22 protein-coding genes and 1 pseudogene are annotated in these 24,375 nt (G+C 67.7%); 12 read left to right on the forward strand and 11 right to left on the reverse strand.

What is annotated here, in order from left to right; genetic code table 11:
* The first annotated feature begins 817 nt into the window (after window positions 1-817).
* From rimP to infB, 5 genes and pseudogenes are all read left to right on the forward strand, one after another.
* A complete protein-coding gene (gene rimP / locus LZD57_RS04420) occupies window positions 818-1,411 on the forward strand; it encodes a ribosome maturation factor RimP (protein ID WP_233717923.1) in 594 nt (197 codons plus the stop codon).
* A 158-nt stretch (window positions 1,412-1,569) separates the two neighbouring features.
* Window positions 1,570-3,183 carry a transcription termination factor NusA gene (nusA, locus tag LZD57_RS04425; protein ID WP_233717924.1) on the forward strand — a complete coding sequence of 538 codons (1,614 nt, stop codon included), beginning with the start codon at window positions 1,570-1,572 and terminating at the stop codon, window positions 3,181-3,183.
* A gap of 95 nt (window positions 3,184-3,278) precedes the next feature.
* Window positions 3,279-3,917 (forward strand): RNA-binding protein, encoded by a 639-nt coding sequence (locus LZD57_RS04430; RefSeq protein WP_233718608.1) that lies wholly within the window; start codon window positions 3,279-3,281, stop codon window positions 3,915-3,917.
* Window positions 3,918-4,009: 92 nt separating this feature from the next.
* Window positions 4,010-4,156 (forward strand): annotated as a pseudogene (locus tag LZD57_RS24120) (translation initiation factor IF-2 associated domain-containing protein); the annotation flags it as partial.
* Between the two features lie 753 nt (window positions 4,157-4,909).
* Window positions 4,910-7,237, forward strand: coding sequence for a translation initiation factor IF-2 (gene infB, locus LZD57_RS04435; protein ID WP_420844751.1), 2,328 nt, complete (start codon window positions 4,910-4,912; stop codon window positions 7,235-7,237).
* A gap of 390 nt (window positions 7,238-7,627) precedes the next feature.
* Here the strand turns inward: infB and lepA are convergent, their stop codons facing one another.
* Window positions 7,628-9,439, reverse strand: a complete 1,812-nt coding sequence (gene lepA / locus LZD57_RS04440) for a translation elongation factor 4 (protein ID WP_420844752.1) — start codon at window positions 9,437-9,439, stop codon at window positions 7,628-7,630.
* A 111-nt stretch (window positions 9,440-9,550) separates the two neighbouring features.
* The gene (gene ruvC / locus LZD57_RS04445) at window positions 9,551-10,063 is read right to left on the reverse strand and encodes a crossover junction endodeoxyribonuclease RuvC (RefSeq protein ID WP_233718610.1); all 513 of its coding nucleotides are present in this window, start codon (window positions 10,061-10,063) and stop codon (window positions 9,551-9,553) included.
* A 152-nt stretch (window positions 10,064-10,215) separates the two neighbouring features.
* Between ruvC and LZD57_RS04450 the strand changes: the two genes are divergently transcribed.
* Window positions 10,216-10,815 carry a Uma2 family endonuclease gene (locus LZD57_RS04450; protein ID WP_233717927.1) on the forward strand — a complete coding sequence of 200 codons (600 nt, stop codon included), beginning with the start codon at window positions 10,216-10,218 and terminating at the stop codon, window positions 10,813-10,815.
* A gap of 79 nt (window positions 10,816-10,894) precedes the next feature.
* Here LZD57_RS04450 and LZD57_RS04455 read toward each other — a convergent pair whose 3' ends face one another.
* Both LZD57_RS04455 and LZD57_RS04460 read right to left on the reverse strand, forming a co-directional pair.
* Window positions 10,895-11,644, reverse strand: coding sequence for a YebC/PmpR family DNA-binding transcriptional regulator (locus LZD57_RS04455; RefSeq protein WP_233717928.1), 750 nt, complete (start codon window positions 11,642-11,644; stop codon window positions 10,895-10,897).
* A 112-nt stretch (window positions 11,645-11,756) separates the two neighbouring features.
* On the reverse strand, window positions 11,757-12,725 hold the full coding sequence (locus LZD57_RS04460; protein ID WP_233717929.1) for a polysaccharide pyruvyl transferase family protein: 969 nt from the start codon (window positions 12,723-12,725) through the stop codon (window positions 11,757-11,759).
* Between the two features lie 230 nt (window positions 12,726-12,955).
* Between LZD57_RS04460 and LZD57_RS04465 the strand changes: the two genes are divergently transcribed.
* Window positions 12,956-13,447: a GFA family protein gene (locus LZD57_RS04465; protein WP_233717930.1), complete on the forward strand. Its 492-nt coding sequence runs from the start codon at window positions 12,956-12,958 to the stop codon at window positions 13,445-13,447.
* 100 nt (window positions 13,448-13,547) lie between these two features.
* On the opposite strand, the gene LZD57_RS04470 is transcribed toward LZD57_RS04465, so the two are convergent.
* Window positions 13,548-13,967: a BLUF domain-containing protein gene (locus LZD57_RS04470; RefSeq protein ID WP_233717931.1), complete on the reverse strand. Its 420-nt coding sequence runs from the start codon at window positions 13,965-13,967 to the stop codon at window positions 13,548-13,550.
* 162 nt (window positions 13,968-14,129) lie between these two features.
* Here LZD57_RS04470 and LZD57_RS04475 point away from each other — a divergent pair, with 162 nt between their 5' ends.
* From LZD57_RS04475 to LZD57_RS04485, 3 genes are all read left to right on the forward strand, one after another.
* The gene (locus LZD57_RS04475) at window positions 14,130-14,738 is read left to right on the forward strand and encodes a tetratricopeptide repeat protein (protein WP_233717932.1); all 609 of its coding nucleotides are present in this window, start codon (window positions 14,130-14,132) and stop codon (window positions 14,736-14,738) included.
* A gap of 188 nt (window positions 14,739-14,926) precedes the next feature.
* Window positions 14,927-15,766, forward strand: a complete 840-nt coding sequence (locus LZD57_RS04480) for an MBL fold metallo-hydrolase (RefSeq protein WP_233717933.1) — start codon at window positions 14,927-14,929, stop codon at window positions 15,764-15,766.
* Between the two features lie 204 nt (window positions 15,767-15,970).
* Entirely contained in the window at window positions 15,971-17,482 is a 1,512-nt protein-coding gene (locus LZD57_RS04485; protein WP_233717934.1) for an MDR family MFS transporter, read from the forward strand.
* 107 nt (window positions 17,483-17,589) lie between these two features.
* Here the strand turns inward: LZD57_RS04485 and LZD57_RS04490 are convergent, their stop codons facing one another.
* The 3 genes from LZD57_RS04490 to LZD57_RS04500 all read right to left on the reverse strand — a co-directional run bounded on the left by LZD57_RS04490 (window position 17,590) and on the right by LZD57_RS04500 (window position 20,525).
* Window positions 17,590-18,096, reverse strand: coding sequence for a thermonuclease family protein (locus tag LZD57_RS04490; protein WP_233717935.1), 507 nt, complete (start codon window positions 18,094-18,096; stop codon window positions 17,590-17,592).
* A 438-nt stretch (window positions 18,097-18,534) separates the two neighbouring features.
* Window positions 18,535-19,791 carry an ATP-binding protein gene (locus LZD57_RS04495; RefSeq protein WP_233717936.1) on the reverse strand — a complete coding sequence of 419 codons (1,257 nt, stop codon included), beginning with the start codon at window positions 19,789-19,791 and terminating at the stop codon, window positions 18,535-18,537.
* A complete protein-coding gene (locus LZD57_RS04500) occupies window positions 19,788-20,525 on the reverse strand; it encodes a response regulator transcription factor (RefSeq protein ID WP_233717937.1) in 738 nt (245 codons plus the stop codon). Before LZD57_RS04500 ends, LZD57_RS04495 begins: the two co-directional genes overlap by 4 nt.
* A 237-nt stretch (window positions 20,526-20,762) precedes the next feature.
* Here LZD57_RS04500 and LZD57_RS04505 point away from each other — a divergent pair, with 237 nt between their 5' ends.
* Complete coding sequence (locus tag LZD57_RS04505; RefSeq protein ID WP_233717938.1) at window positions 20,763-21,704, forward strand: hypothetical protein; 942 nt, start codon at window positions 20,763-20,765, stop codon at window positions 21,702-21,704.
* A 211-nt stretch (window positions 21,705-21,915) separates the two neighbouring features.
* On the opposite strand, the gene LZD57_RS04510 is transcribed toward LZD57_RS04505, so the two are convergent.
* Entirely contained in the window at window positions 21,916-22,680 is a 765-nt protein-coding gene (locus LZD57_RS04510) for a DUF1045 domain-containing protein (protein ID WP_233717939.1), read from the reverse strand.
* A gap of 218 nt (window positions 22,681-22,898) precedes the next feature.
* Here LZD57_RS04510 and LZD57_RS04515 point away from each other — a divergent pair, with 218 nt between their 5' ends.
* Window positions 22,899-23,771, forward strand: coding sequence for a D-alanyl-D-alanine carboxypeptidase family protein (locus LZD57_RS04515; RefSeq protein WP_233717940.1), 873 nt, complete (start codon window positions 22,899-22,901; stop codon window positions 23,769-23,771).
* Window positions 23,772-23,797: 26 nt separating this feature from the next.
* Here LZD57_RS04515 and LZD57_RS04520 read toward each other — a convergent pair whose 3' ends face one another.
* Together LZD57_RS04520 and LZD57_RS04525 are read right to left on the reverse strand one after the other, a co-directional pair.
* A complete protein-coding gene (locus tag LZD57_RS04520; protein WP_338034682.1) occupies window positions 23,798-24,172 on the reverse strand; it encodes a PIN domain-containing protein in 375 nt (124 codons plus the stop codon).
* Complete coding sequence (locus LZD57_RS04525) at window positions 24,172-24,363, reverse strand: type II toxin-antitoxin system VapB family antitoxin (RefSeq protein ID WP_233717942.1); 192 nt, start codon at window positions 24,361-24,363, stop codon at window positions 24,172-24,174. The genes LZD57_RS04520 and LZD57_RS04525 overlap by 1 nt, the downstream gene beginning before the upstream one ends.
* Between the last annotated feature and the right edge of the window lie 12 nt (window positions 24,364-24,375).

Raw genomic sequence — 24,375 nt, forward strand, 5'->3', positions numbered from 1 at the left:
CAACATCATCCGAAGCGCAAACGATAAACACTCCCTCAAATCACGACGAAAACTTGCTGGATGGTCACCGAATTACATCGCAGAACTGCTCCAACAAAGCCTATAAAAATTTGGATTCGGAGCCCTGGAACGCTGCGAATGATTCTCGCCGGCGGCCATGGCAAAAAATATTCTGTCGAACTTAGTATTTTGCATGCATTGCCGTCGTCCTTGCTTCGCGCTCGTCCATGCGTTTCAACAGAGGGGACGCATTCCCAATGGATGAACGCGTTTCGCAGGAGTGACGAAGGGCCTTTGCCCGATGTCCGGCTCTTTGGTCGTCTCGTCCTGCGCCGTTCCCGACGAAAGCCGTCCGGAAGCGACGATCGGCTCTCCGCGCCCCTCCGGCGCGATATCCAGACCGGACGACTCCTCTGCGACCCGACCCGGACGACTCATGTGCTTGCGACGAGGACCGATCGACAGGACCGATCCGGCTCTTGAAGCGCGGAACGAAGCGGGGTATATGAAGCGCATATTCTCTGCGGTGATGTCGTGAGAGTGGGTCCGGCCGGTCCCGCTCTTTTTTGTTACCAAACGCCGGGACTACCGTTCCGGCCCCGGGTGAACGGCAGCGCTGCAGTGATTGGGAGATCGAAACCGTGCCGGCAGCCGAATCGGCCGCAGGCGCCGCGATCCCCGGGTCATCCGCGCCGACGGGCCGGCGGCAGCTTCCGGGGCCTCGAAAGCGGCGCGGGCCTCGCGGCGCCGCCGCGCCGAGAGCGATCGGCAACGACGATTCGGGATCGATCGGCAAAGGAGCATCAGTCTGAGCGACATGCGCATCGTCCGCGAACAGGGTCTGGAAGCCAAAATCGCCGACGTCGTCGAGGCGACGATCGAAGGTGCCGGCTATCGCCTCGTGCGCGTCCGCATCTCCGGCCTGAACGGCATGACCGTGCAGATCATGGCGGAGCGTCCCGACGGGACGATGACCGTCGAGGATTGCGAAACGGTGTCGCGGGCGATTTCGCCGGTGCTCGACGCCGTCGATCCGGTCGACCGCGAGTATCATCTCGAGGTCTCGTCGCCGGGCATCGACCGGCCGCTGGTCCGCAAAAGCGATTTCGAGACCTGGGCCGGCTATCTGATGAAGCTGGAAACCAGCCGGTTGATCAACGACCGCAAGCGCTTCCGCGGCAAGATCGTCGAGGTTTCGGACGCCGCCATTCGGGTCGAGCGCGACCAGCCCGCCTATGGCGAGCCGAGCGCCATGGAGATTCCCTTCGACGCCATCGGCGAAGCCCGTCTCATCCTGACCGACGAGCTCGTCGCCGCCTCGCTGAAGGCCGACAAGGCGGCGCGCAAGGGGCGCGGCGAACCGGAAGAGCCAAGCGAAGAGTCGGGTTCCGACCCGAGCGGACTGCATTGAAAGAGATGGCGCCGGACGATCCGGCGCCGCGCCGCACGGCCGCAAGGCGGTGGCGAAAAATGAATGGCCCCGTTGATCTGCGGGCAGGAAACGAATGCTTCAGGACGAACGCGCGGGAACGAGCCCGGCCGCGATCGTCCGATCAGGAGACTTGAAAAATGGCAGTCAGTGCGAACAGGCTCGAGCTTCTGCAGATCGCGGACGCGGTGGCGCGGGAAAAATCGATCGACCGCGAGATCGTCATCGGCGCCATGGCCGACGCCATCCAGAAGGCCGCCCGCTCGCGCTACGGCCAGGAGACCAACATCCGCGTCGACATCAATACCAAGACCGGCGAGATGAAGCTGCAGCGCCTGCTCGAGGTGGTGGACGACGTCGAGAACCCGAACACCCAGATCTATCTGGAACTCGCGCGCGACAAGAATCCCGATGCCGAGCCCGGCGACTTCATCGCCGAGCAGCTGCCGCCGATGGATTTCGGCCGCATCGCCGCCCAGTCGGCCAAGCAGGTGATCGTCCAGAAGGTGCGCGACGCCGAGCGTGACCGTCAGTACGACGAATTCCGCGACCGGGTCGGGGAGATCGTCAACGGCACGGTCAAGCGCGTCGAATACGGCAACGTCATCGTCGACCTCGGCCGCGGCGAAGGCATCATCCGCCGCGACGAACAGATCCCGCGGGAGATGTTCCGCTACGGCGACCGGGTCCGCGCCTATGTCTACGACGTGCGCCGCGAGCAGCGGGGCCCGCAGATCTTTTTGTCGCGAACCCATCCGCAGTTCATGGCGAAGCTCTTCACCATGGAAGTGCCGGAGATCTACGACGGCATCATCACCATCAAGGCGGTGGCGCGCGATCCGGGGTCGCGGGCGAAGATCGCCGTGGTCTCCTCGGATTCCTCGGTCGATCCGGTCGGCGCCTGCGTCGGCATGCGCGGCTCCAGAGTTCAGGCGGTGGTCGGCGAACTGCAGGGCGAGAAGATCGACATCATCCCCTGGTCGCCGGATGCCGCAGCCTTTCTCGTCAACGCGCTGCAGCCGGCGGAAGTCGCCAAGGTCGTGCTCGACGAGGATGCCGAGAGGATTGAAGTCGTCGTTCCCGATGACCAGCTTTCTCTGGCGATCGGCCGGCGCGGCCAGAACGTCCGCCTCGCCTCGCAGCTCACCGGCTGGGACATCGACATCCTGACCGAGGAAGAAGAGTCCTCGCGCCGCCAGAAGGAATTCCAGGAGCGGTCGGAGACCTTCATGGAGGCGCTGGACGTCGACGAGATGGTCGGCCAGCTCCTCGCCTCGGAAGGCTTCGCGACGGTCGAGGAAGTGGCCTATGTCGACGCCGACGAGGTCGCCTCGATCGAGGGCTTCGACGAAGACACCGCCCAGGAGATCCAGACCCGGGCCCGCGAGTATCTGGAACGCCGCGAGGCGGAGTTCGACGCCAAGCGCAAGGAACTCGGCGTTGCCGACGAATTGAAGGAGATCGACGGGCTGACGACGGAGATGCTCGTCGCGCTCGGCGAGGACGACGTGAAGTCGCTCGAGGACTTCGCCGGTTGTGCCGTCGACGACCTGACCGGCTGGAGCGAGCGCAAGGACGGCGAGACGAAGCGCTATCCCGGGACGCTGAGCGCCTTCGACGTTTCGCGCGCCGACGCCGAACAGATGATCCTGTCGGCACGGCTGAAGGCCGGCTGGATCACCGAGGCGGATCTCAGGGGTCCGGAAGTCGACGAGGAAGAAGGCGAGGAGGCAGTCGAAGACCACGCGGCTTGAACGGCGACCGGGCAGGTGCTGCGGTGACGGGGCCGGATGGCGGGGCGGAACGGGGCGAGGCCCCGGACGAAAGCGATTTTCCGGGGGAGGATCTCCTGAACCCGCGCACCTGCATCGTCACGCGGCAGAGCCTCGATCCGAGCGCGCTCATCCGGTTCGTGCGCGACCCCGAGAACCGGGTCGTGCCGGATCTGAAGCGGCGGCTTCCCGGGCGCGGCGCACATGTCTCGATCAGCCGCGAGGCGGTTGAGGCGGCGGTGAAGCGGCGGCTGTTCGCCAGGGCGTTTCGCTCCAAGGTGGAGGCGCCGGAGGATCTCGGGGCGATGGTCGATCGCCTTCTGGCGAGCCAGGCCACCGGCTCTCTCGGCCTCGCCCGCAAGGCCGGCCAGCTGGTCGCGGGCGCCGCCAAGGTGGAGGCCGCGGTCCGGACGGGACGGGCCATCGGCCTTCTCCAGTCGCTGGAGGCGGCCGAAGACGGAGTGAGGAAGATCGAGGCGGTTCGACGCGCCAGACAGCGCGAGACGGGCCGGACGATCGCAAGGTTTCGCCTCTTTGGCACCGACGAAATCAGCTTGGCGTTGGGCGGGGGGAATGTGATACATGCAGCCATCCTTGCCGGTGATGCAGGCTCGGCTGCTCTGAAGCGCTTGGAAGCGCTGGCCAGATATCGGGGTGAGATCCCCGAAGAGGCGATCGACGGCGCCGTCCGCGGCGACTCGTCGCCGGAACATTGAGACTGCAAACGATTGGAAGCGCCTCGCAAAGCGCGCTTCCTGGCAAGACGAAGGGCGCGGGAACCGATCCCGCGCAGGAAGTGGAAGCGTAGATGAGCGATACCAAGTCCGGCGACGACAAGACGCTCCATGTGAGCTCGAAGAAGACCCTGACCCTGAAGCGCGGCGGCGTCGAGCAGTCGACGGTGCGCCAGAACTTCAGTCACGGGCGCACCAAGAATGTCGTGGTCGAGACCAAGAAGCGGCGGATTCACAAGCCGGAAGAGGCGGCGGCGCCCAAGCCGAACGTCGCTGCCGGACTGAAGCCGCGCGCCAGCGAGCCTCAGCCGGCCCAGCCGGCCCCGCAGCAGGACCGTGCGCCCGCCGGCAGCGTCGCCCCGAAGGTCGCGCCGGCGCCTCAGCCGCTCAACAGCGGCGGTCGCCCCAAGCAGATCGAATTCCCGCCGAAGCCGGCTCCGGCGGCTGCTGCAGAGCCGGCCGAGACGCCGGCGGCGGTCGCGCCCGAGGCGCCCGCAGCCGCGAGCGCCCCTGCCGAAGCGCCGGTCGCGGCCGAGGCTGCGGCCCCGAAGGCGCCGCCGCAGGAGCCCGTTGCCGAGGCCAAGCCGGCCGAAGTCGCTCCGGCCGAGCCGACGCCCGCGGAAGCGCGTGCGACGTCTCCTGCCGCGGACGAGACCGCCGAGACGGCCCGCCCGGCGACGACGGCGAGCGATGCGTCGGCGACCGGCGCACCGCAGCGGCCCGCCGCATCGGCGCCGTCTTCGCGCACCGGCCAGGCCTCTTCGACGCCGGCCCCCGTCCAGCGTGGCCGCGACGGCGCGGGACGCGACGGTCCGCGTGGTCCGCGCCCGGACAACCGTGGCGACACCCGCGACAATCGCGGTGGCCAGAACCGTCCCGGCGGCCGTGACGATCGCCGCGCCGCGCCGCAGGCGGCTCCCACGGGTCAGCGGCAGCCGCGCGGCGCCGTGCTTTCCGACCTGTCGTCGCGGGAAATGGATGCGCGCCGCCGGGCCCTCGAACTCGCCAAGCAGCGCGAGGCCGAGGCGCGCCGGCTCTTCCAGGAGGAAGAAGCCCGCCGCATCGCCGACGACGAACGTCGCCGGGCCGAGCGCGAGGAATCCGAGCGCCGTCAGGTCGAGGAACAGGCCCGTCTCGAGGCCGAAGCCGAAGCAAGACGCAAGGCCGAAGCCGACGCCGCGACCCGGCGCAGCAACAAGCCCGCCTCGACGGCCAAGGAAGCCGCGCCCCTGTCTCCGGCCGACGCCGAGGCGGCGGCGGCCAGGGCCGAACGCGGCGAAGGCCGGCGGCGCAACGTCGGCGAGGAGGACGAGGGTGCGCGCCGCGGCGCCAGCAGCCCGCGTCGCAGCCCGCGCGGCGGAGCCACGGCCGAGACGCCGAAGCCGGCGCGTTCGGACCGCAACGAGGGACGGCGGAGCGGCAAGCTCACCCTCGACAAGGCGCTGACGGCCGAAGAGGGTGGCCGCGGACGGTCGCTGTCGTCGATCCGTCGCCGCCAGGAGAAATTCAAACGCTCGCAGCAGAACACGCCGCGAGAGAAGATCATACGCGAAGTGATACTTCCAGAGACGATCACCATCCAGGAACTCGCCAACCGCATGTCGGAGCGTTCCGTCGACGTCATCAAGTTCCTCATGAAAGAGGGGCAGATGATGAAGCCGGGCGACATCATCGAGGCCGATCTCGCCGAACTCATCGCATCGGAATTCGGGCACACGGTGAACCGTGTCGCCGAGTCGGACGTCGAGACCGGCATCTTCGGCGTCGAGGACAATCCCGAAGCGCTGGTGTCGCGGCCGCCGGTCGTCACCATCATGGGCCATGTCGACCACGGCAAGACGTCGCTGCTCGACGCGATCCGCAAGACCAAGGTGGTTTCCGGCGAGGCCGGTGGCATCACCCAGCACATCGGCGCCTACCAGGTCGAGCAGAACGGTCACAAGATCTCGTTCATCGACACGCCGGGCCACGCCGCCTTCACGGCGATGCGTGCCCGCGGCGCCCAGGCGACCGACATCGCGGTGCTGGTCGTGGCGGCGGACGACAGCGTCATGCCGCAGACGATCGAGTCGATCCGCCACGCCAAGGCGGCCGGCGTGCCGATCGTCGTGGCGATCAACAAGATCGACAAGCCGAGCGCCGATCCCGCCAAGGTGCGCAGCGGACTGCTGCAGCACGAGGTGTTCGTCGAATCCATGGGCGGCGAGGTTCTCGACGTCGAGGTTTCGGCGGTCAAGGGCACCGGTCTCGACAAGCTTCTGGAGGCGATCCTCCTGCAGGCCGAACTGCTCGATCTGAAGGCCGATCCGACGCGCACCGCCGAGGGCGTCGTCATCGAGGCGCAGCTCGACAAGGGCCGCGGCCCGGTCGCGACCGTACTCGTCCAGACCGGCACGCTGAAGGTCGGCGACATCGTCGTCACCGGCGACGAGTGGGGCCGGGTGCGCGCTCTGGTCAACGACAAGGGCGAGCAGCTCAAGGAGGCTCCGCCGTCGCTGCCGGTCGAGATCCTCGGCATGCAGGGGACGCCGCAGGCGGGCGATCGCTTCGCGGTGGTCGAGAACGAGGCCAAGGCCCGCGAGATCTCCGAGTACCGCCAGCGGCTCGCCCGCGAGAAGCAGGTGGCGAAGTCCGCCGGCCAGCGCGGCTCGCTCGAGCAGATGATGTCGCAGCTCCAGGATACCGGCCAGAAGAACTTCCCGCTGGTCATCAAGGGCGACGTGCAGGGCTCGATCGAGGCGATCGTCGGCTCGCTCGACAAGATCTCGACCGACGAGGTGCGGGCGCTCATCGTCCATTCGGGCGCCGGCGCGATCACCGAGTCCGACATCTCGCTGGCCGCCGCCTCGAACGCGGCGATCATCGGCTTCAACGTCCGCGCCAACAAGCAGGCGCGCGAGGCGGCCGAACGCGAGGGCATCGAGATCCGCTACTACAACATCATCTACGATCTCGTGGATGACGTGAAGGACGCGATGTCGGGCCTGCTGTCCCCGGAGCGGCGCGAGACCTTCCTCGGCAATGCCGAGATCCGGGAGGTGTTCAACATCACCAAGGTCGGCAAGGTCGCGGGCTGTCTCGTCACCGAGGGCGAAGTCGAGCGCGGCGCGGGCGTTCGCCTGATCCGCGACGGCGTCGTCATCCACGAGGGCACGCTGAAGACCCTCAAGCGCTTCAAGGATGAGGTGCAGAAGGTCATCAGCGGCCAGGAATGCGGCATGGCCTTCGAACGTTACGAGGACATCCGCCAGGGCGACGTCATCGAGTGCTTCCGCGTCGAACACGTGGCGCGGACGCTGTAAGGACGCGCGACGGGGTCGGAAGCCATGTCTCAGGCAAACTCAAGCGCGAATTTGCAAGTGAAACCTGGCCACGATCCGTGCCGCGCCCGGAGAGCGGAGATCGATGCATGGAACCGGGGCGGATATTTCGTCCCGGTTCCATGGCGACGGACAAATCTCGGATGATGCTCGGCGTGGTGGCGACGTAAAATCGTCCTGCGAACTTTCTGCAAAAGAAGCACGCGAGCGTGTCGCCCGTCGACTTGCAGACTCAAAGACGCGCCGCGGTCACACGTCCGAGGGCCGCGGCGCCGGGCTCGTCGAGCATGAGCAGGCCATCGGCGCTTCGACCTATGCATCCTTCGACGGGCTCAGGAAGCCCACGATGAGGGGAAAGGCCAGCGCCCCCGCTCAACTGTCCATTTTCAGCGCCGCGATGAATGCTTCCTGCGGGATCTCGACCTTGCCGAACTGGCGCATGCGCTTCTTGCCCTCTTTCTGCTTTTCGAGGAGCTTGCGCTTTCTGGTGGCGTCGCCGCCGTAGCATTTGGCGGTGACGTCCTTGCGCAGCGCCGAAATGGTCTCTCTCGCGATGACCTTGCCGCCGATCGCCGCCTGGATCGGGATCTTGAAGAGGTGGTGGGGGATCAGCTCCTTCAGCTTCTCGCACATGGCTCTTCCACGACGATCGGCCTGGCTGCGGTGGACGAGCATGGAGAGCGCGTCGACCGGCTCGGCATTGACGAGGACCGAGAGCTTGACGAGATCGCCTTCCCGATAATCGGTCATCTGGTAGTCGAAGCTGGCATAGCCCTTCGAGATCGACTTCAGCCGGTCGTAGAAGTCGAAGACCACCTCGTTCAGCGGCAATTCGTAGGCCACGAGCGCGCGCTTGCCGACATAGGAGAGGTCGATCTGGATGCCGCGGCGCTCCTGGCAGAGGGTCAGGATGTTGCCGAGATAGTCGTCGGGCGTCAGGATCGTCGCCTTGATCCAGGGCTCCTGGATGTGGTCGATCCTGACGACGTCCGGCATGTCTGCCGGGTTGTGCAGCTCGATGTCCGAGCCGTCGGTCAGTCTGATCTTGTAGACCACCGAGGGGGCCGTCGCGATGAGGTCGAGGTCGAACTCGCGGGAGAGGCGCTCCTGGATGATCTCGAGGTGGAGAAGGCCGAGGAAGCCGCAGCGGAAGCCGAAACCGAGCGCCGCCGAGGATTCCATCTCGTAGGAGAAGCTGGCGTCGTTGAGCCGGAGCTTGCCCATCGCGGCTCTCAGATCGTCGAAATCGGCGGCGTCGACCGGGAAGAGGCCGCAGAAGACCACCGGCTGGGCCGGCTTGAAGCCGGGCAGCATGTCGGTCGTCGGGCGCTTGTCCTCGGTGATCGTATCGCCGACGCGGGTGTCGGCGACCTCCTTGATCGACGCCGTGATGAAGCCGAGTTCCCCTGGACCCAGAGCGTCGACCTGCACCATTTTGGGAGTGAAGACGCCGACCCGGTCCACCGGATATTTGGCGTCCGTGCCCATCATCCGGATGGTCTGGCCCTTCTTGAGCTCGCCGTCGATGATGCGCACCAGCACGATGACGCCGAGATAGGCGTCGTACCAGCTATCCACCAGCATCGCCTTGAGCGGCGCCTTGCGGTCACCTTCCTTGGGGGCGGGCAGGCGATGGACGATCGCTTCCAGGACGTCCTCGATGCCGAGACCGGATTTCGCCGAGATCATCACCGCCTCGGAAGCGTCGAGGCCGATCACCTCCTCGATCTGCTCCTTGACCTTGTCGGGCTCGGCGGCGGGCAGGTCGATCTTGTTGAGGACCGGGACGATCTCGAGATCGTTGTCGAGGGCGAGATAGACGTTGGCCAGCGTCTGCGCCTCCACCCCCTGCGCCGCGTCGACGACGAGGAGCGCGCCCTCGCAGGCCGACAGCGAGCGGGACACCTCATAGGCGAAGTCGACATGGCCCGGCGTGTCGATCAGGTTGAGAACGTAGGTCTCGCCGTCCTTCGCCGTATAGTGCAGGCGCACGGTCTGCGCCTTGATGGTGATGCCGCGCTCGCGCTCGATGTCCATCGAATCGAGCACCTGATCCTTCATCTCGCGGGTGTCGAGGCCCCCGGTGTTCTGGATCAGACGGTCGGCGAGCGTCGACTTCCCGTGGTCGATATGGGCGACGATCGAGAAGTTGCGGATGCGCGAAAGCGGCGTGTCGGCGGGCATGGTGCTCATGGCCCGCGATATAAAGACAGTTAACGCGTCTTGGAAGCGTTCGATTGCGCGTTGCGGGAGAGATTTGGGCCGTGACGGGGGCCGGCTGCGGGCCGGGCCGCCTCAGCGCCCGGCGAAGGCGGCGCGGGCCTGGGCCGACTGGCGGTGATGGGTGTGGCAGATGGCGATGGCGATGGCGTCCGCGGCGTCGTCGGTGTCGAATGTCGCCTTCGGCATCAGCACTTTCACCATCATGTGGATCTGCTTCTTCTCGCCGTGGCCGACGCCGATGACCGCCTTCTTCACCGCGTTCGGCGCGTATTCGGCAACGGGCAGCCCGGCGAGCGCCGGGACCAGCAGCGCGACGCCGCGGGCCTGGCCGAGCTTCAGGGTGGCGACGGCGTCCTTGTTGACGAAGGTCTGCTCGACCGCCGCCTCGTCCGGCCGGTGGGTGTGGATGATTCCGGAAAGGCCCTCGTGCAGCTGGCAGAGCCGCGAGGCGAGGTCGCATTTCGCATCGGACGTGATCGTGCCGCTCGCCACGAAGCGCAGCGAGTTGCCCATGGTCTCGACGATGCCCCAGCCGGTGCGGCGAAGGCCGGGATCGATGCCGACGATGCGGACGGGGGACTCCATTAACATTTTGTTCAAACTCTCCTTTACCCGAATCGCTTGCGATTGGACAGACGAAACATGAACAAAGATGAAACGAGCGGCCGGAGCGGGAGAACATCGCTCGCGCAGGACACGGTATCGCGCTATGATCGACCGGAATGGAGGCGATGGCGATGAGCGAGGCCAAGACGATCAAACGGATGACGCCGGACGAGTTTTTTGTCTGGCAGGCCGAGCAGGACGAGAACTACGAGCTGGTGAACGGAATTCCGGTGCTGCCTGCAAAGGCGATGACCGGCGCCAGCCGCCGCCACGACATCATCACCGTCAACATCCTGCGGCTTCTTGGCAACCAGCTGCGCGGCAAGCCCTGCCGGCCGCATACCGACGACATGACGGTGAGGAATCCCGCCGGCAACATTCGCCGGCCGGACGTCATCGTCGACTGCAAGGGCGGGCCGGACCGCTCCATGGAAACCGGCGAGCCGCGCGTCCTCTTCGAGGTGCTGTCGCCCTCGACCATGGCCTTCGACCGTTTCCGCAAGGTGGAGGAGTACAAGACCAACGACGGCGTCCGCGTCGTCCTGCTCGTCGCCTCCGAATCGGCCGAGGTCATCGTCTGGCGACGGGACGGGGAGGGCGCCGACGCCTGGCGCTCGGAGATCGTCGAGGGCTTGGCTGCGACCATCGACCTGCCGGAGATCGGCTGCGAGCTGGCGCTCGAAGAGGTCTACGAGGACACGGGCGTGAAGGACGGACCGGGCGGCGCGTGAGGCGGGAGGTTCGATCTCGCCTTGCCGCTCCCGATCTCGTTCGACGGGCAAGGCGCGCCGGCGCTCTGGCTCGTGGGCTTCAAGCCGCCGAGAGCTTCGCCATCACGGCGTCGTCGACCTCGAAATTGGCGTAGACGTTCTGGACGTCGTCGTCCTCGTCGAGATTGCCGATGAGCTTCAGGACGCTCTGGGCCTTTTCCTCGTCGACCGGGGTGCCGGTCTGCGGGCGCCAGATGGCGCGGACGCTCTCGGCCTCGCCGAGGGAGGCTTCCAGCGCGGTGGAGACCTCGTTGAGGTCCTCGAAGGCGGTGATGATGGTGTGGCCGTTGTCGTCGGAAACGACGTCGTCGGCGCCGGCCTCGATCGCCGCTTCCATCACCGTGTCGGCGTCGCCCACCTTCGCCGGATAGACGATCTCGCCGACCCGGTCGAACATGAAGGAGACCGAACCGGTCTCGCCGAGCGCGCCGCCGGACTTGGTGAAGTAGGAGCGCACGTTCGAGGCTGTGCGGTTGCGGTTGTCGGTCAGGGCCTCGACGATGACGGCGACGCCGCCCGGGCCGTAGCCTTCGTAGCGGACCTCGTCGTAATTGTCGCCTTCGCCGCCGGCCGCCTTCTTGATGGCGCGGTCGATGTTGTCCTTCGGCATCGACTGGGCCTTGGCGTTGTTGATCGCCAGGCGCAGGCGGGGATTCATGTCGGGATCGGGCAGGCCGGCCTTGGCGGCGACGGTGATTTCGCGCGCCAGCTTGGAGAACAGCTTGGAGCGGACGGCATCCTGCCGCCCCTTGCGGTGCATGATGTTCTTGAACTGTGAATGACCGGCCATGCGGCACCTGCCCGTTTGAATGTCAGCGCTGAAACGTGACGGTCATATAAAAAATTCTCGCCGTGACGTCCAGAACGGTCGACGGCCTGTCGGCCGCCCCTCGGGCCGCTCATCAAAGGAAGTCGCCGTCAACGAGGAGGTCGCTTCGCACCGGCCAGCGCTCGTCCTCGAAGCGGACGGCTTTGCGATAGGGGAAGGCGTCGAAGAGCGGCCGAGGGTCGAAATGAAAGAACGGCGCCTGACGTTCGCACCATTCCAGCACGCGATGCCAGTCGAGCGGTTGCGGGCGAGGCCAGGAAAAAGCCGGGACGGTCTCTCGATCGAGGACCGAATAAAAGTCCGCCATGCGATGATCCAGTCGATGGGTCTGGATCTCGGCGATCTCCATGTTCTGGGGACCGAAGGGCGCCGTGGCGCCGAGAAACAGTGCAGGGATGCCGAACGCTTCGGCAACGACGATCCCGTGCAGCGACGTCGACAGGATCCGGCGGCACTGGCAGATCCTGCGAACGACTTCGGCGACACCTTCGACCGACCGCTCGGCGACGGGGTTGATGAAGGTGACGCGCGCTGCGAGCTCCGGCGGCATGTCGTAGCGCCGCAGACCCGGCTTGAGCGATGCGCCGGGACGGCGCTCGCTCCATTCGGTCAGGTGCAGGACGAGCCCGAAATCGTGGACCTTCTCTTCGTTTGCGTATTCGGGCCAGATCTTGTTGGCGAACCAGCCGGGATCGCCATAGACGTCGGGAGCGTGGAGCCCGAGCGCTGCGAGGCGCTCTTTCGTCAGCCGTCCCCGGGTCGCGGCGACCCGAAACCGGGTGCCGGGCGGCAGGTGGTAGCCTGCCTCGTCGACGTTGGAGCCGCGCGTGAAGGTGTCGAGGCCCGTCCCCCAGATGCGAACCGTCCCGCCGGCAAAATTCTGAGCGATCGTGCCGATGCCGGAAAGGCGGCTCTCAGGTGAGACGAATGGCATTTTTCGTAGCCGCCGCCCCGAGATCGCGCTGACGACGATCGGGCTCAGCGCGTCACCAAAATTCACATAGGGCAGATCCGCGGGCATGCTCGCCCATGTGGCGTTCAACTCGCGCCTCACCTTTCGTCGCGAAATCTCGACCTGCCGTCGAACCTCGGCGAGAATGCCATGCTGCAAAAGCGAGATGTTCCGGTCCTTTCGATTGCAGGTCCACAGTGATCGAAGAGAGTGTAGATTTCCAGTCTGCGGCCCGGCAAACGAAGAGCGGGCGCCACGGCATCCCGCGGCGAGATCACGCACGAACCGCCGATTGGTCGGCGCAACGAGGAGGCGAGACCATGACGGTGACGATGCCGTCGCTGCCGCTCACCGGCGGCTGCCAGTGCGGCCTGGTACGCTACCAGATCCGGGCGGTGCCGGCGATGTTCTATCTCTGTCACTGCACCGAATGCCAGAGACAAACCTCGAGCGCCTTCGGCGAGAGCCTGCGCTGCGATCCGGCATCCGTGACGGTGACGGGCGCGATGCGCACGATGCGGCGCGTGGCCGAAAGCGGCAGCGTGCGGCTGGGCGACTTCTGTCCCGACTGCGGCGTGCGCATCCTGCATCGCTCGGAAGGCGATCCGGGCCGACTGAACGTCAAGGCCGGCACCCTCGACGACGCCGGCTGGCTCGTCCCGGCGGGCCATATCTGGACGCGGTCGAAACAGGCTTTCGTGGCGATCGGCGAGGACGAACTCGCCTATCCGCAGGGGCCCGACGACGGCGGGGCGGCGCTGAAGGCGCGTTGGCGGCAGATGCTGGGAAACGCTGCGAGCGAAGCGCCCTAGGACCTGCTGCCCTGCCCGGAGGCCGGCTCGGCGACGCGCGGGGCAGGGCCCGCGGCTCCTCGTCGGACCATGGGTTCGAACGCAAGGAAGGCCGACGGCGCTATGCCGCCCCGTCCGCGACGGTGCCGGCGTTGCGCCGTTCGGCATCGAGTTCGGCGAGGCTTTCGAGCGCGGCGCGGACGATCTCTTCGCGCAGTTCCAGCTCGCGCCGGCTCATCGCCATGCGGTCGAAGTCCGACCACATGATCCACCGCGACAGGGATGGCCCCGCCGCGCTCTGGTTGAGGAAGATACGGATGTCGGTGTGGCGCTTGTCGGCGATGATCGCCGTCATCAGGGTTTCGATGGCTTCGAGCGGGCCTTCCAGGAGCTGGATGAAGCGGTTGAACTCGTGGATCAGCATCCCGGTCACGGCGAGGTCGGCATTGCGCCGGGCGGCGCTCGCGGCGATGGCGCGGACGTCTGCGGCGGTGATGCCGGGGGCCGGGCGGGAGAGATAAGCGAGCCGGTAGACCGTCATGGATGCCATCCTTGCTGCCTGCCCGCCGCCGCGGCGATCCTCGGGTCGAGCGATAACGACAATATGACTTTGCCGGCGCCGCGCCAACTGGAGGAATGGCGGCGGACGGACGGTGATCGCACCGGAGGCGAAGGCTTGCGAAGGGAACGTCGGATGAGAGGCATGGGTTTCGTCGCACGGGTCGCCGTCGCCGGCGTCCTTCTCGTCGCGGCCGCTTCGGTGCCTCCTGCGGAAGCCGGGGAGGCGAAAGCGGCTCCGTCCGGCGGTCCGCAGGCGGCGGCTACGGGTCTCGACCGCCTTTATGCGGCGCTGAAGACGGCGCCGGACGAGGCGGCGGCGCGGGCGATCGAGGATGCGATCTGGCGCCGCTGGATGGAGGCGCCGGACCTGCGAACCGCGGATCTCGTCCGCGAGGCGATGGCCCGGCGGGAGATCTACGACTTTGCCGGTGCCAGAACGCTGCTCGACGAGGCGGTCGCCCGGGCTCCGGACTATGCCGAAGCCTACAACCAGCGGGGCTTCGTCCGCTTCCTGCAAGAGGACTACGACGGCGCGCTCGAAGACGTCGACCGGGCGATCGAACGCGAGCCGCGGCATTTCGCGGCGAGGGCCGGGCGGGCGCTGATCCTGATGCGTCAGGGCCGCCATCGCCTCGCCCAGGCAGAGCTCCGCCGGGCAGTCGAGATCCATCCCTTCCTGAAGGAGCGCGGCATGCTGGTCGGCGAGCCGGCGAAACCGTCCGAACCGCCGCGGCCGGGCATAGACCTTTGAGGCCACCGCCACTGTCGGCCGCCGTCTCCAGTCGCGACGAGGACCGTCCTCGGTCGATGCGAGGGCAATGACGGGTAATTGAGTTTGGCCGGCGCCCGGCTGACTGTAGCGTCGACAACGGGTCGGTCGCCGTCGTCGCGGCGTCTTCGTGATCCGACCCGCGAAGCGAAACTGCCGGAGGGTTCGCCGTGCGTCTCACCTCGTTCGGATCGATCGCCATTCTCTGCGTCGCCGGCATCGCCGGCCGGGCCGAGGCGCAGCCGGCCGGCGCTCCGAACGAACGGCCGAGCCAGTGCCGCGCGATCGCCAGCCTGATGCCGCAGGCGACCTTCGCGCAGTTTTCCGGCGGCGAGCGCGGTCTGTTCCAGAATCCGCAGGGCGATCAGTCCGTCAGGATCACCTACGTCACCCATGCGACCTTCCTGATCGAGAGCCCGCAGGGCGTCGTCGCGGCGACCGACTTCGCCGGCTATGCCGGGCCGGCCGTTCCGGACATCGTGACGATGAACAAGGCCCATTCGTCCCACAACACGCCCTATCCGGACCCGGCGATCCAGCACGTGCTGCCGGGCTGGAATCCGGACGGCGACGGCCCGGTGCATCATGCGGTGACCGTGGGCGACATGTTCGTGCGCAACGTTTCCACCGACATCCGCTCATGGGGCGGGGCGATGGAGGCCGACGGCAATTCGATCTTCATCTTCGAGGTGGCGGGGCTGTGCATCGGGCATCTCGGCCATCTTCACCACACGCTGACGGACGAGGACTATGCCGCGATCGGCCGCCTGGACGTCCTGATGGTTCCGGTCGACGGCGGCATGACCATGAGCCAGGCCGGGATGGGCGAGATCACCGAGCGGCTGCATTCGCGGATCGTCCTGCCCATGCATCGCTTTCGCGGACCGATCGACCGGTTTTTGGAAAAGCTGCCGGACTTCGCGGTGGAATGGCCGCGCGAGGACAGCTTCACCGTCTCGGTGAAGACCCTGCCGGACCGTCCGACGGTAATCGTCCTGCCCGGGGTCTGACCGCGGCGCCGGGTCTTCCGCCGTGCGGCGCCGACATCATGCCGCGCTTGCCAGCCCCCGGCGACGGGTCTATGGCAACATTGCAAGATTTCCTTAGTGAATCTCTCCCTCCCGGCTCTCGACCGCCGCGCCCGCGTCGTTCCGGTCGATCCGGGGCAGTCGCCGCGGGGTGCCATCGCGCCACGGCCATCACCGGTTTGCCCAATGCCCGAGACCCCGGCGCTCCGCCGTCCCCTCATCGTCGCCGCGATCATGGCGGCCATGGCGATGATCTCCATCGAGGCGACCATCGTCTCGACGGCGATGCCGCAGATCGCCGGCCAGCTCGGTGATCTGCATCTTTATTCCTGGGTCTTCTCCGCCTTCCTCCTCGCCCAGACCGCGATGACCGTCGCCTTCGGCAAGCTCGCAGATCTCTATGGCCGCCGGCCCATACTTTTGATCGGCATCGCCATCTTCCTCGCCGGCTCGCTGCTCTGCGGCTTCGCCTGGTCGATGCCCTCGCTGATCGTCTTCCGGCTGATCCAGGGCGTCGGCGCCGGCGCCATCCAGCCGGTGGCGCTGACCGTCGTCGGCGACATGTATTCGGTCGAGGAACGCGGTAAGGTGCAGGGCTATCTCGCCAGCGTCTGGGGCGTGTCCTCGGTGGCGGGGCCGCTCGCCGGCGGCCTGATCATCCAGCATCTCTCCTGGGCCTGGATCTTCTGGATCAACATTCCGATCGGCATTCTCGCCGCCGCGGGTTTCGTCGCCTTTCTCAACGAGGGCATCACCCGCGAGAAGCGCAAGGTCGACGTCCTCGGCGCCGGCCTCTTCGCGGTCTCGGTCGCAGCCCTGATGGTCGCGCTGACGGAGATCGGGTCCTCCACCGTCACGGTCGCCGCGGCGCTCGCCGTTGCGCTGGCGGCCGGCGTTCTCTTTCTCGCGCAGGAGCGACGGGTGAGGGATCCGATGATGGATCTCGGCCTGTGGCTGCGCCGCGTCATCGCCACGGCCAACGTCGTGACGCTGCTCAGCGGCATGACGATCATCGGGCTGACCACCTTCCTGCCGATGTACGTCCAGGGCGTTCTCGGCCAGACGCCGCTCGTCGCCGGCTTCACCCTGACGGTGATGGTGCTCGGCTGGCCGATCGGGGCGACCGTGGCGGCGAAGAACTTCAAGCGTTTCGGCCTCAGGCCCATCCTGCTCCTCGGCGCCGCGCTGCTGCCGATCGGCGCCAGCGTCTTCCTCTTTCTCGGCCCCGGCGCATCGCCCGTCTTCGCCGGTTTCGGCTCGCTGATCGTCGGCTTCGGCATGGGCTTTCTCAGCAATGCCGCGATCGTCATCGTGCAGAGTTCGGTCGGCTGGAGCGAGCGGGGCGCGGCCACCTCGTCGAACATCTTTTCGCGCAATCTCGGCTCGACCCTCGGGGCGACGGCGCTGGGCGCCGTCTTCAATCTCAGCCTCGCCAGCGGCGGCGGCGGCGCCCTGCCAGCGAGCCTCGACAGGATCCAGGCGCTGCTGGAACGGCCGGGCGCCATCGCCGCCGATCCGCAGACGCAAGAGGCGCTCGCCCACTCCCTGCATCTCACCTTCTGGGCGATGTTCTGCGTGGCGGCCCTGACCTTCGCCCTGGCACTACTGGTGCCCAAGGCGAGGGCCGCGGCGGCGACCGTGCGGGTGCCCGAGGAGGCGGCCGGCGTGCCGGAGGCGGTGCCGACGCCGGAGGCATAGCCGGCTTCGAAGCGTTGGCGGATGCCGGTGCCGGCCGATCCATCGCGCCGTCGCCGCGATGCCCCGCCGTTGCGGCGGGGCGGCTGCGTGTCAGCAGCCTGATGGGTTCATCGTCCGCACCACACGTTGCCGCGGTTCGGCCAGGGCTGTGCCAGGCCTTCGGCCATCAGCACGGCGCCGGCGTCGCGGCCATCCGACAGGGTGATGGTGACGAGTTCGCGGCCATATCGGTCGTGGCCGTCGCCGTCGAGATCGTAACCCGCCGCAAGCAGCGCCTGCAGGCGGCGGGTGGCCTGACGGCCGATGGTTCTTTCGCGCGGGCACTCGGGGCGGGAGATCTCCGGCGCGTCGATGTTCACGAGGCGCCATTTGGTCCCGCCGGCCCAGCCGGTGTCGCCGTCGACGAGGCACGTGTGACGCTTGCCCTGACCGCAAAGGGGCAGGGCGCCCCAGCGCGCCGCGGTCCGCGGCCCCTCCTCGGCCGCGCCGATCGGCGGAACCCGGAGATCGAGCATCGCCACCTGCCGCTCGATGGCCGCAAAGGCGGCGTCGAGCGCGCCGTTCTCCTGCACCTTGCCGAGAACGAGCGCGCCGGCGAAGACCACCGCGACCACCAGAGCGTCGCCGGCCAGGCGGGGAATCGAGAGCCCGCGGGCGCGGCGCCGGCGCGCCGGGCGTCGGCGAGCGGAGGGACCGGTTCGGACGAATTGGGACGGTGCGTTGCGCATGACCGCAGGTTGCGGCCGCCCGGTCGCCAGGCCGTGAAAGCATTCCGTAAGATTTTATGCATCGGACGGATTTTCCGTGCAGCTTGCAATCGCGCATCGCCGGGTGTCAGGGCAATCGCTTGAAGGCGAGTGCCGTCGGCGACGCTTCGATCTCCCTCTTTACGGAGGAGATGCATGGCAAGCCCGAGGGAGTGTCCCGCTATCGTCCGATGGTCCGGCGCGAGTGCACCCGCCTGTCGGCATTTCTCCGCAAGGGCGAAATCGGGCCGATCGCCAGCCCGGCCCCTTGCTTCAAGCGAGCGCCCTGCGATGCGTGCCGCCGCCTCAGCCCGCGGCGAGCGGCAGGCGGATCAGCTGTTCGAGGCCGCCCTCCGGCCGGTTGGATATCGCGATCGTGCCGCCGGCCTGATCGACGATCTCCTTGGCGATCGCCATGCCGAGCCCGGCGCCGGGCTTCAGCTTGCGGCGGCCGGGGTCGACCCGGAAGAACGGCTCGAAGGCGCGTTCGAGCAGCGCTTCGGGAATGCCCGGGCCGTCGTCGACGATCCCGATCTCGGCGAAGCCACCCCGCCTTGCGAGCGACAGCCGCGCCGCGCCGCCATGGACGGCGGCATTCTCCATGAGATTGCGCAAGGCGCGCTTCAGCGCCAGCGGCCGGGCCGAAACGGTGAGATCGACGGTCGCGGGGCCCGGCGGCGCGACGGTATGGCCGAGGTCCGCCAGCTCGCCGACGATTTCCTGAAGCAGAGGCCTCAGCCGGACCGGCTCGTTCGCCTGGGGCTCGACCTCCTCGCGCACCAGCCGGATGGCGCTGTCGGCGATGCGGTCGAGTTCCTCCAGATCCTTCAGCCAGGTCTCGCGTTCGTCGTCCGGCAGGAATTCGGCGCGCAGGCGCATGCGCGTCATCGGCGTCCTGAGGTCGTGGCCGGCGGCGGCGACGAGGCGCATGCGGCTTTCGACGGCGGCGCGCACCCGTCCCGTCAGCCGGTTCAGCGCCGAGGCCGTGGCGCGCACCTCGGCCGGACCGTCCTCGGGGACATGGGCCGGCAGGCCGTCCGGCCCGACGGTCGAGACCGCTTCGTCCAGGATGACCAGCGGCCGGGTCATCTTGGTGGCCGCGAAGATCGAGATCGCCGCGACGCCGACGGCCAGCACCGTCATGTAGGTGACGAAGCCGAGCAGACCCCGCGGCGGAAAGCCGGGATAGGGCAGATAGGCCCAGCGCCCCGGCTCGACCTCGAAGGCGATCTGGCGGGTGCGCGCCTGGGGGTCGCCGACGATCCGCACCGGAATGCTGAGGCCCCGGGCGGCGAGGGCCTCGCTGATGCCGAGGCCGTCGCGCACCAGGACGTCCGGCTCGCTCGTCGGCATCCTGCCGATGGTGACGCCGAGACGTTCGGCGGCGCCGGGGTCTTCCTGCAGAACGGCCGCGACGATGCGCACCTCCTCGGCGAAGGTGGCGCGGAAACTGTCGCGGTCGGGCCGGTCGAGCATGGTCAGCGAAACCAGCGCCGCGAGGGCGACGACGCCGAGGACGGAGGCGAGAAGAAGCAAAGCGAGGCGAAACCGCAGGGACTTCACGGCTTGGCCTCCTCCTCGTCCCGCTCGACCGGCGCGGCGAACTGGTAGCCGCCGTTGCGCACCGTCTTGAACAGCCGGAAGACGCCGTTGTCGTTGAGCTTTCGCCGGAGCCGGCTCATCGTCACGTCGATCGAGCGGTCGAACGGATCGGCGGAGCGGCCATGCAGGAGGTCCATGAGGATGTCGCGCGACAGCACCCGGCCCGGCCGTTCGAGGAAGATCATCAGGAGGTCGAACTCGGCGCCGGTGAGGGAGACCTCACTGCCGTCGGGTCCGGTGAGGCTGCGCCGCTCGGGGCTGACGGTGAAGCCCTCGAAGCGGAAGGCGGAGGAGGTCGCCTCGCCGCCCTCCTTCTGGGCCGACGCGCTGCCGCGGCGCAGCACCGCGCGGATGCGCGCGGCGAGTTCGCGCGGGTTGAACGGCTTGCCGAGATAGTCGTCGGCGCCGAGCTCGAGCCCAATGATCCGGTCGACGTCCTCCTTCAGGGCGGTGAGCAGGATGACCGCCAGTTCCGGCCGCTCGTCCTTGATCTCCCGGCAGATGTCGAGGCCGGAGCCGTCGGGCAGCATGACGTCGAGGACGACGAGATCCACCCTCGAATCGGCCAGCCGCTGCTGGCATTGCCGGCGATTGGCCGCGAGCTGGCAGCGAAAGCCCTGGCCGTCGAGATATTTGCCGAGGAGCCGGCAGATCTCCGGATCGTCGTCCACCACGAGAATGTTGGGCTGGTTCATCGACGTCGGTCCCGAAACATGGCGTTTGCCGAGCATGATGGTCACTTTGCCCCTGCTTTGCGACGTCGCGGAGATCCCGGCGAGAGCCGTTTTGTAATCATCTGTTGCAACACCCCATGTCGTTACTCGGCGTAACAAATCGGGCCTGTCGCGGCGACGTTCGGCAATCTTCCGCCGCACCTTCGCAACATCCCGTCCCTATGTTCTCCCCATCACTCGAATCAAGGGAGATCAGTGATGAGAACAATTCGAGACACGAAGACCGGCCGGTTCGGCGGTCGCGCCAAGATGGCCACCGGGGCGGCGCTGGCCGCGGCGCTGTTCGGCACCAGCGCCTTCGCGCAAGGGGTGCCGCAGCAGCCGCGCGAGCCGTCGGCGAGGATGCAGGCCGGGGAAGGACCGGGGCACAAGGGGCCCGGGCGGCACGGCGCGATGCGCTTCGCCCAGGACTTCGAGCGTGGCCATCACGGCTGGCGCCATGGCCGCCATCACGGCCCGCGCCACGGCATGATGTCGCCGGCGAAGCTGGCGGGCGCCCTGGCGGCGCTGGAGACCGGCATCGGCATTCAGCCGGACCAGATGGGCACCTGGCGCAACTTCACCGGCGCGCTCGTCGCCTTCGCCGAAGCGGCTCAGCCGCCGCGCGGCCGCCATGGCATGGGGCCGGGGCCGCGGGGTCCGCGCGGCATGGATGCCGGACGGGGCGGGCCGGGGGCGACGCCGGCACCGCAGCCGCCCGAGGCCGGCGCCGGCAATGCCGACGACGCCGCGGCCGCGGGTGCGCCGGGCGATCGGCCGCAGCAGGGTCTCTTCGCCTTCCGCATGCTCGACCGCTTCGCCGATCGCGCCATCGACGCGGGCGAGAAGGCGAAGACGCTGAAGTCGGCGCTCGCCGACCTCGAAGCCACCCTGACCCCGGAGCAGGTCGACCGGGCCCGCGGTCTCGTCCGCGCGATGATGCGCGACATGCGCAAGGAGCATCGCGGCGGCCGCTGGGACCGTCACGATCGCGGCGATCGCACGGGTTGGAGAGGCCATCACCGGCAGGGCCAACGCGGTCCGATGTCGCAACAGGGCGGCATGCACATGGGTCCGGGAGGTCCCGGCGGCCCCGCCGACGAGGACCAGGACGAGATGGAGCCGGAGACGCCGTCGATGGACGAGCCGCAGCAGGGCTGAGGCGATACGCGGCGGCCTGCCCGAATCGGGCCGCCTGAGAGGAAATGCGGCGGAGACCGACCCCCCTCGGGTCTTCGCTGCAGATTCGCGGGATCGGCGACCGTCCACGCCGGTCCCGTGGCTGCTCGGAAGCCGCCGAGGCGCCTTGCGCCCCGGCGGCTTCCGGCATTTCACGGCCGCCGGCGAGACCGCCGGGTGGCGAAAGATCGGCTCAAACCGCTTCGAAGCGGTGGACCGAGTGGACGCGGAAGGGCGCGCCCGGCTCCGGCTCGACGAAGATCGCCAGCTGGTCGATCGCGAGCGTCTCGCCGTCGAATTCCGCGAAGGTCTCCTGAAGATCGGGGCTCAGCGCCTCTACCTGTTCGTCCGAGAGCGCGCCCGACAGGGTCATGTGAAAGCGGAATTCCTCGAAGACGTAAGGATAGCCCCATTCTTCGAGATAGGCGCGCTGGCGCTCGGTGAGCCGGTCCGGCCGGCGGCGGGCGATGGCCTCTTCGCTCAACGGCGCCCGGAACGGCGCGAAGGCGCGGACGGCCGAAGCTTCCATTGCCGACATTTCCGGCGAGGGCTCCGCCGGCACCAGCGCGAAGAACGCCCCGAGCCTTGCGGGAACGCGGGCCGTGATTGCAAAGGGGCGCTGCGCGGCGCAGAACTGCGACAGCCGCGCGTCGATGCGTTGAAGATCGACCGCATCCGCGAGCGCGAAGGGCGCGACGATCGTCGCGTGGAAGCCGTAGCGGGCCGGGGAGGCGACGAGCGGGTCGCGCACCGCGATCGCCTCGCGGCTGGCCTCGCCGTCGAACGGATTGCGGCCGAGCCAGCGATTGGCCGTCATCGCCAGCGGCGAGCCCGCCGGCGGAGTGAAATAGATCGCCGCGCGCATGCCGGTCGTCCCCTCGAAAGTTCCGGCCGTGTCCGACCCTCGACGCACCAGGACGCCGCAGGCTTCGGCGTCGTCGCTGGTCCGCGGCATCATGCGACCTGTTCGATGACGGTCCGATGTCAAGTCGAAGGGGGTTGCGCAACGCCGGTGCCGCCGCGACGGAGGGGCGTTCCGCAGCCGCCCGGCCGCCCCTGTGGCATCGCCAGCACAGGCGAAGCGCGAAGTCTTTCAATGCTCTGTTCGGGGTTTGACAGGATTCCGGCCGGTTGCGCATAGCTCGGCCACCCGCAATCGACGAGGGCCGGCTCACCATGCGCGACTGGTTTCAGCAGCTTCGATCCGTCCGGCTCTTCGGCGTCCTTGCAGTGCTGCTTCCGGCGCTGCTTCTGGCCGGTTGCCAGACGGCGGAGTTGACGCCGGCTTCGCTCGGCCTGACGACCCTGACGGAGCAGAGCGTCGCCGAGATCCGCGGCCACTCCGTTCTCGTCATGGATTACCAGAGCGCCCGCATTCTCGAGGCCGAAAACCCCGACGCGCTGCGCTATCCGGCCTCGCTGACGAAGATGATGACGCTCTTTCTCCTCTTCGAGGCGGTGGATGCGGGCAAGCTCTCGCTCGACACGGAGCTCGTCGTCAGCGCCGAGGCGGCCGCCGAGCCGCCGTCGAAGCTCGGTTTCAAGCCGGGGGAAACCATCGCCGTGCGTGACGCGGCGCAGGCGCTGGCTACGAAATCGGCCAACGACGTCGCCGTGGTGATCGCCGAAAATCTCGGCGGTACGCAGGCCAATTTCGCGACCGTCATGACCGCCAAAGCCCGCCAACTCGGCATGCGCAACACCCGCTTCGTCAACGCCTCGGGTCTGCCCGATCCGGGCCAGATCTCGACGGCCCGCGACATGGCGATTCTCGCGAGGGCCCTGATCTCGCGGTTCCAGCGCTACATGCCGATGTTCCGCGTCACCGAATTCTCCTTCAAGGGCCGGACCTATCGCGCGACCAACAAGCTGCTCGGCAAGGTCGAGGGCGTCGACGGGCTGAAGACCGGCTACATCCGCGATTCCGGCTTCCACCTCGTCGCCACGGCCATGCGTGGCGGCCGGCGCCTGATCGTCGTCGTCATGGGCGGGCGGACCGGCAATGAGCGCAACGCCGAAGTGACGGGGTTGATCGACAAGTATCTGTAGCTGCGACCGGCGGCTGCGCCGGCCGCTCACACGGCATTTGGCGAATAAGCGATCTGCAGTTCCAGGGCGACGGAAGCCAGTCTTTTGTCCCGGGTCCAGAGCCTCAGGCTGGAATTCGACAGACAGGCTGCGACCAGTGCGACGTCGACGAAGCCGATACCGCGCCGGTAAAGCCGATGCCGCTCAATTCGCTGCCGGACTTCGCCGAGAGGCGTCGGAGCGACGGTCGGCAAACCCTCGATCATCGCGAGGAATGCCCCTCGGTCACGAACCGATCCGAGTGCGAGTTCCGCGGTGACGTAAGGATGGGCTGCAATCTGATTGGCGAGGAGCAGATCCTCCAGGAAATCGTCTCCCTGGCGGAGGTGATCGACCCAGACGGACGTATCGGCAATGATCATCAATCGAGGCGACGGCGAGGCGGTGCCTCGAAATCCGGCTCCGTGCCACCGAGCGCCGCAAGCTTGCGTCCGCTCTCACGTTCGATGAGGGCCGTGAGGGCTTCACGAAGCAAGGCCGTCCGCTCCGTGTTTCCCGTAAGGGCGACGGCGCGCCGGAGGAGTTCGTCGTCGAGCGTCACGGTCGTTCGCATCGGCTTTTCCAG

The organism is Jiella avicenniae (genome assembly GCF_021390325.1).
Classification (GTDB): Bacteria; Pseudomonadota; Alphaproteobacteria; order Rhizobiales; family Rhizobiaceae; genus Jiella; species Jiella avicenniae.